This is a genomic window from Nocardioides stalactiti, from assembly GCF_014180715.1.
In the GTDB taxonomy this organism is placed as follows: Bacteria; Actinomycetota; Actinomycetes; order Propionibacteriales; family Nocardioidaceae; genus Nocardioides; species Nocardioides stalactiti.
Genome location: NZ_JACEFC010000202.1, coordinates 1 through 3816 on the forward strand (window position 1 = coordinate 1; position 3816 = coordinate 3816).

Here is a 3816-nt window from a genome sequence, read left to right on the forward strand (position 1 = left end):
CGCTCGATGATGGCGTCACGGGTCGCGTCGTCTGCGCCGAACGGGATCAGGTCGTCGTCGTGGAAGTTCACGCCGTAGGCGCCGAGCGAGGCCAGCTGCTCGAGGGCATGGACCGGGTCCATCGGCGGTCGCGTCGCGTCGCCGAAGGGGTCGCGGGCCTGCCAGCCGACGGTCCACAGGCCGAAGGAGAACATGTCCTCGGGGGTCGGTGCGGGGCGGTTCATCGGGTTCCTCTTCTCGTCGCGGTTCATCGGGGGTCGAGCAGGTCGCGCAGCGCGGCGTAGCGCGCCCGCACCTCGGGTTCGGGCGGTGCGGCCAGGGTGCCGACGGTCGGCACCGGCCAGGCGGGCGGCTCGGCCGCCCCGGACAGCGCCCAGGCGGCCTGGCGGGCGGCGCCGCGGGCGACGTACTCACCGGGGGCCGGGAGCACCACGTCGCGGCCGAGGATCCCCGGCGCGAGCGCCTGGACCGCGGCGCTGCGCGCGGCACCGCCGACGAGCAGCACCCGCGCGGGCTGGACGCCGGTCCTCCTCACCAGGGCGTCGACGGCGTCGGCGAGGGAGCAGAGCAGTGCTTCGTACGACGCGCGGGCGAGGTCGGCGCGCGTGGTCGCCGGGGTGAGCCCGGTCCAGGTGCCGACGGCGTCCGGCCGGTTCGGGGTCCGCTCGCCGCCGTAGTACGGCGACAGGGTCACCCCGCCCGCGCCCGAGGGCGACTCGAGCGCCAGCGCGGCGAGGCCGTCGTGGTCGACGCCGAGCCACCGGGCCTGGAGGTCGAGGATCCCGGCCGCGTTCATGGTGGTGACCATCGGCAGGTAGGCACCGCGCGCGTCGGCGAACCCGGTGACGGTGCCGGTGCCGTCGGCGACCGGATGAGCGGCGATCGTCGAGGCGACCCCGGACGTCCCGATCGACACCAGCACGTCGGCCGGCGTCAGGTCCAGGCCGAGCGCGGCCCCCATGTTGTCGCCGGTCCCGCCGGCGAGCAGCGCCCCCGAGCGGGTCGCACCGGCGGCGGAGCCGGGGGCGACGACCGTCGGCAGCCGAGCCTCGTGGCCGAGCGCGGCCCCCATGTTGTCGCCGGTCCCGCCGGCGAGCAGCGCCCCCGAGCGGGTCGCACCGGCGGCGGAGCCGGGGGCGACGACCGTCGGCAGCCGAGCCTCGTGGCCGAGCGCGGCGACGAGCAGGTCGGTGCGCCAGGCACCGCTGCGGGCGTCGAGGTAGCCGGTCCCGGAGGCGTCACCGCGGTCGGTGAAGGGCGCGGTGCCGGGCGCGGCGAGGTGGAGCGAGACGTAGTCGTGGGGCAGCAGCACCTCGGCGACCCGCTCGGCGCTGGCGGGCTCGTGGTCGCGCAGCCAACGCAGCTTGGTGCTGGTGAACGAGGCGACCAGAACGCTTCCGATCGCATCGGCGCACGCCTGCGGTCCCCCCATCTCCTCGACGAGGGCAGCGGCCTGGGGTGCGGACCGGGTGTCGTTCCACAGCAACGCGTCGCGGACCGGCCGGCGAGCCCCGTCGAGGGCGACCAGGCCGTGCTGCTGGCCGGCGACCGCGACCGCCGCCGCCTGGTCGAGCAGCCCCGCGGTGGCGGCGTCCACGGCGTCCAGCCAGGCGCCGGGGTCGACCTCGGTGCCCGGCGGGTGCGGGGCGCTGCGCTGGGCGACGACCGTGCCGTCGTCGGCGTCGACGAGGACGGCCTTCGTGGACTGCGTGGAGGAGTCCACGCCGAGGACGAGAGGCACCCCTCTTATTTAGTACGACACTTGAACTAAGTCAAGGGCGCCCGGGTCGATCGGCGCTCCTTGCGGCGCTGCCGCCACCCCTGGAACCGTCGCCAGCCGCGCCGGATCAACCGGATCGCGAACCACAGGACGACCAGCCCGACGACCAGGAACGTCGCCGCGATGCCGGCGGCGAGGTAGGGGTGCTCGATCGCGAACCAGATGACGAGGAGGACGACCACGTCCTCGGTCGCGCTCACCGTGATGTTGCTGAACGGCTCGGGGACGCTGTTGATCGCCAGCCGGGTGCCCGCCTTGACCGAGTGCGACCCGAGCGCGCTGCTGGCGCCCACGACCCCGCCGACGAGCTCGTTCATGCTCGCCGAGTCCCCCGCGAGCAGGACGCCGATCGCGCCGCCCACGAACGGCCGGATGACCGTCGAGACCACGTCCCACGCCGAGTCGACGTACGGCACCTTGTCGGCGACGAACTCGAACGCGTACATGACGGCCGCGACGCCGAGGACCTCCCACCGGCCCAGGTCGTCCGGGATCTGCTCGAAGCCGCCGACCCGGTCGGCGATGCCGAGCACCAGCACGACCAGGTAGGCGTTGACGCCGCTGGCCCAGCCGCTCGAGAACGCGAGCGCGAGAGACTCCACGGCCGAAGGCTAGCCCGATCCCAGGCGCGCGGTGGGGACGTCTGAACCCGCACCTCTCCGGGTATCTCCCCTCCATCTGGCCGAACGGTCAGGCAGAGTCAGGAGGGGCACCCGTGTTCGCATTCATCCTTTGGATCATCGCCGTCATCCTCGTGGTCGCAGGCATCGCGGGCCTGTTCCGCGGCGAGGTGCTCTGGGGCATCGCGCTGATCGTCATCGGCTGCCTGGTCGGGCCCGGCGGCGTCAGCCTGTTCACCTGATCCCTCAGCCGATCAACGAGGGACCCGTGCCGCGCGGGATCTGTCGCGTACGCCGCGATAGATCCCGCGTCGCACGATCCAGGGCTGCAGCCGCGGCCACGCCGGGATCGTGAACGGCTGCCCCGTCGGCGCGAAGACCTCCAGGCGGCCGTCCTGCGGACCGACCACCGACCCCCAGCGCGACCGCGGCGGGGTGTACGACGCGAGACGGCGTCCGCGGAGGTGGGCCCGGATGTTGCGGGCCAGCATCTTGTCGGCCCGGTTGCGCGCCGAGGACCGCAGCGGATCGGTCGCCGCGACGTCGCCGATCGCGAACACCTCCGGGCGTCCCGGGACCTGGAGCGTCGGCTCCACCCGCACGAAGCCGTCCTCGTCGAGCACGTCGGCGGGCAGCCACGACGTGTTGGGCCGCACCTTGCCGACGGCCCACAGCACCGCCTCGGCGGCGGTCGGCTCCTGTCCGGTCATCCACGCCACCGGGCCCTCGGTGATCGCCTCGGGGGCCACGCCGTCCGGGAGGAGCGCGCGGTGGCCCGGGCGGAGCCGCACGCCGGCCGCCTCGAGGTCGGCGCCGGCCCGGCGCCACACCTTCGGGTGGTGCTGCGGCAGAGNCGACCCGGCGCCACACCTTCGGGTGGTGCTGCGGCAGAGCGCGGTCGCCCGGGAAGCAGAGGTCGACCTGCTTGTCCGGCCAGCGGCGGGCGATGTTGAGCGCGCTGCTGACCGCGGCCGCACCGCCGCCGACCACGACGACCGAGCCGGCGGCAGCGAGCCGCGCGTTCGCCTCGTCGAGGTCCGCGTCGATCTCACCGGCGGTCTGGAGGTGGGGCTGCCGCCAGAAGCCGTTGGTCACGCCGGTGGCGAGCACGAGCACGTCGTACGGCTCCTGCCGGGTGGTGCCGTCGGGCAGGGCCACGTCGACGACGCGGGCGTCGAGGTCGACGCCGGCCAGGGTCCCGTGGACGGTGCGCGCGCCGTCGAGCCGGCGGTAGCTTCCGAACGGGATCCAGTAGTCCTGGGCCCACTCCGCGGGGCGCGCGAGCCGCAGGCCGAGCTCCTGCCCGCTCACCAGACCGGGCTTGGAGGAGATGCCGACGACGTCGACGTGCCGAGCGAGGTGGATCGCGGTCAGCAGGCCGCTGTCGCCGGGCCCGGCGACGACGACGCGCGGCCG

The 3816-nt window shown here is 74.7% G+C and carries 4 protein-coding genes and 2 pseudogenes; 1 reads left to right on the top strand and 5 read right to left on the bottom strand.

Going from position 1 to position 3816, the window contains the following annotated elements; genetic code table 11:
• The 3 genes and pseudogenes from H0487_RS22080 to H0487_RS22090 form a co-directional block, all read right to left on the bottom strand.
• Nucleotides 1-224: pseudogene (locus H0487_RS22080) on the bottom strand (xylose isomerase); the annotation flags it as partial.
• A 23-nt stretch (nucleotides 225-247) separates the two neighbouring features.
• Nucleotides 248-1723 (bottom strand): FGGY family carbohydrate kinase, encoded by a 1476-nt coding sequence (locus H0487_RS24405; protein ID WP_312856058.1) that lies wholly within the window; start codon nucleotides 1721-1723, stop codon nucleotides 248-250.
• 44 nt (nucleotides 1724-1767) lie between these two features.
• Nucleotides 1768-2382: a DUF4126 domain-containing protein gene (locus tag H0487_RS22090; protein ID WP_183096362.1), complete on the bottom strand. Its 615-nt coding sequence runs from the start codon at nucleotides 2380-2382 to the stop codon at nucleotides 1768-1770.
• Nucleotides 2383-2495: 113 nt separating this feature from the next.
• On the opposite strand from H0487_RS22090, the gene H0487_RS24075 reads away from it, so the two are divergent.
• The gene (locus H0487_RS24075; RefSeq protein WP_183096363.1) at nucleotides 2496-2642 is read left to right on the top strand and encodes a GPGG-motif small membrane protein; all 147 of its coding nucleotides are present in this window, start codon (nucleotides 2496-2498) and stop codon (nucleotides 2640-2642) included.
• Between the two features lie 12 nt (nucleotides 2643-2654).
• Here H0487_RS24075 and H0487_RS23695 read toward each other — a convergent pair whose 3' ends face one another.
• Entirely contained in the window at nucleotides 2655-3230 is a 576-nt protein-coding gene (locus H0487_RS23695; protein WP_312856059.1) for an FAD-dependent oxidoreductase, read from the bottom strand.
• A 97-nt stretch (nucleotides 3231-3327) separates the two neighbouring features.
• Nucleotides 3328-3777 (bottom strand): annotated as a pseudogene (locus H0487_RS24525) (pyridine nucleotide-disulfide oxidoreductase); the annotation flags it as partial.
• Nucleotides 3778-3816: the final 39 nt, after the last annotated feature.